Below are 2,449 nucleotides of genomic sequence, written 5' to 3' on the forward strand. Positions count from 1 at the left end.
GTCTCCCACCGCCCGCCGGGATCGGGTGGGAAGGCGCCGGAGGCCCCGGAGGGGAGCGGGGGCGCCACCGGGGCCGCCCCGCACCCGGCCGGAGGGGCCGGGGAACCCCGGGGCACGGCTCCCGTCCCCGCCGACGCGCCGGCCGGAAGGGGCGTCACTCCCTCTCCAGCCACCCCTCCCGGGACTCGACGAGCTCCCGCAGCGCGCCGGTGTCGTGTCGTCGCTCCGGGTCCTCCAGGACGACCAGCCACTGGGCGTCCTCGGCGTCGTCGTCCCCGGCCAGGGCCTCCCGCACCGGCCGCGGCTCCTCCCCGGGCGGGAGTGCGAGGAGCCCCGTCAGCTCCTCCGCGACCTCCTCGGCGGCCTCCCGGTCGGGCAGCACCAGAATGTGCCGGGAGGGGGGAGGGTGGCCGGGCTCCTCCCACCGCTCCTCCCGGATGATCTCCTCGTTCCGCTCGCTCCTCACCCCCGCAGTATCCCGACTCCGGCTCCGCCACCCGTGCCCGGTACCCCGGGTGGGGCCCGGGCACGGGAGGCGGCGGGGAGTTGTCGGCGCGACGTGGGATGCTGGGCCGCGATGGCTGAGAAGACGGGTGCGAAGGCGATGCGGGGCGCGGCGGGCGCGGGTGGGCGTTCCGGGCCGGACGCCCCCCTGACCGTGGCCGTGGGCCAGGAGGAGCTGCTGCTCGACCGCGCGGTGCGGGAGGTGATCACCGCCGTTCGGGCCACCGATCCGGACACCGACGTGCGCGAGTTGGGCCCCGGCGAGTTGGCCCCCGGTACCCTCGCCGAGCTGACCAGCCCGTCGCTGTTCGCCGAGCGCAAGGTGGTGGTCGTCCGTCAGTCCCAGGACCTGGGCGCGGATGTGGTCAAGGACGTCAAGGCGTACCTCGCCTCGCCCGCCGAGGAGATCACCCTGGTCCTGGTGCACGCCGGTGGGGCCCGGGGCAAGGGGCTCCTGGACGCGGCCCGCAAGGCGGGCGCCCGCGAGGTGGCCTGTCCGAGGATGACCAAGCCCGCCGAGCGATTGGCCTTCGTCCGCGACGAGTTCCGCGGGGCCGGGCGCAGCGCGACCCCGGCGGCCTGTCAGGCGCTGGTCGACGCACTCGGCAGCGACCTGCGGGAGTTGGCCTCCGCCTGCGCGCAACTGGTCGCCGACGTGGAGGGCACGATCGACGAGGCCGTCGTCGCCCGCTACTACACCGGTCGGGCGGAGGCGTCGAGCTTCGCCGTCGCCGACTGCGCGGTCGAGGGCCGGGCGGCGGAGGCGCTGGAGGCGCTGCGCTGGTCCCTGGCCACCGGCGTGGCGCCGGTCCTGGTGACCAGCGCGCTCGCCCAGGGGGTGCGCTCCATCGGGAAGTTGGCCTCGGCGCCGAGCGGGATGCGTCCGGCGGACCTGGCCAGGGAGCTGGGCATGCCGCCGTGGAAGATCGACCGGGTGCGCCGTCAGGTGCGGGGATGGTCCGCGGCCGGGGTGTCCACCGCCCTGCGTGCCGTGGCGGAGGCCGACGCGGCAGTCAAGGGGGGCGGGGAGGACCCCGCGTACGCCCTGGAGCGCGCCGTGGTCACCATCGCCCGGGCGGCCCGCTCGCGCTGACCCGGGGCCGCGGCGTGCCCGGCCGAGGAGCCCGCGGCGGGACATCCGGGCGATCGGTCACGGCGTCCCGGGGCCCGTTCCCCTCCTCGTCGGCGTCCCGCCCGAGGGGGCGGGCTCCCGCAGGGCCTCCAGCGTCGAGAGAGCCGCATCGTCGAGCAGTTCGGGGAGGCCGGACAGCATGTCGGCGCCGGGGGAGGCCCAGTGGTGCCAGCTCAGGCGCAATTCCAGGCGCTCCTCGCGCACGCTCAGGGAGCCCCACATCGGTTCCGGGTGATGCGGGGAGGTGTCGAGCAGCAACCACGCCTCGTCACCCACACCGGGGCGCTCCTCCACGGTGTAGACGGGGTCGCCCAGCATGTGCTCCAACCCTCCGAACTCCGCGCGGATCGCGAAGCCGTCGGCCGGATGGTGGCGGTGGTGCAGGACGGTCTCGACCGTCAGCATCAACTGGCGGTGCACCTCCGGCATCGCCTCCCCCTCATCCCCCCGGGGCCGGGGCTCCAGGTAGACCGTGCAGCGGGCCAGAGCCCAACTGTCCCGTTCCATGGACATGGACTCCGGTTGGTAGGCCGGCACGCCGAACGCCTCCTCGAAGGGGGAGAAGTCCACGGTGGCGCACAGTTCCGGGTGGTGGTGGTGCGGTCCCGGGGAGGCCGTCACGGGCAGGTCCCGGGCGGTGAACACGAGTCCCCAGACCAGGGTGGCCACGAGCGCCCCCACCACTCCGGCCCGCAGCCGATCCCCCGCGGGGCCCCCGAACCGTTCGCGGCGGACCCGGCCGCCCCCGCCCGAACCGTCGCTCCCGGCGCCGGTGTCCGGGTCGGTGTCGGTGTCGGTGTTCCCGTCCGGGCC

3 protein-coding genes are annotated in these 2,449 nt (G+C 75.9%); 1 reads left to right on the top strand and 2 read right to left on the bottom strand.

Annotated features, from left to right (window positions below; translation table 11 throughout):
- Positions 1–154 precede the first annotated feature (154 nt).
- Positions 155–439 carry a hypothetical protein gene (locus FOE67_RS22750; protein ID WP_182666712.1) on the bottom strand — a complete coding sequence of 95 codons (285 nt, stop codon included), beginning with the start codon at positions 437–439 and terminating at the stop codon, positions 155–157.
- A 165-nt stretch (positions 440–604) separates the two neighbouring features.
- Here FOE67_RS22750 and holA point away from each other — a divergent pair, with 165 nt between their 5' ends.
- On the top strand, positions 605–1,597 hold the full coding sequence (holA, locus tag FOE67_RS22755) for a DNA polymerase III subunit delta (RefSeq protein WP_182666713.1): 993 nt from the start codon (positions 605–607) through the stop codon (positions 1,595–1,597).
- Between the two features lie 57 nt (positions 1,598–1,654).
- Here the strand turns inward: holA and FOE67_RS22760 are convergent.
- The coding region (locus FOE67_RS22760; protein ID WP_228474184.1) for a hypothetical protein at positions 1,655–2,449 on the bottom strand (795 nt) is incomplete at its 5' end.

This window comes from Streptomyces calidiresistens (assembly GCF_014141525.1).
Classification (GTDB): domain Bacteria; phylum Actinomycetota; class Actinomycetes; order Streptomycetales; family Streptomycetaceae; genus Streptomyces; species Streptomyces calidiresistens.

Excerpts from the sequence above, each read along its gene's own strand:
- holA (WP_182666713.1), top strand. The coding sequence starts at position 605 with ATGCGGGGCGCGGCGGGCGCGGGTGGGCGTTCCGGGCCGGACGCCCCC.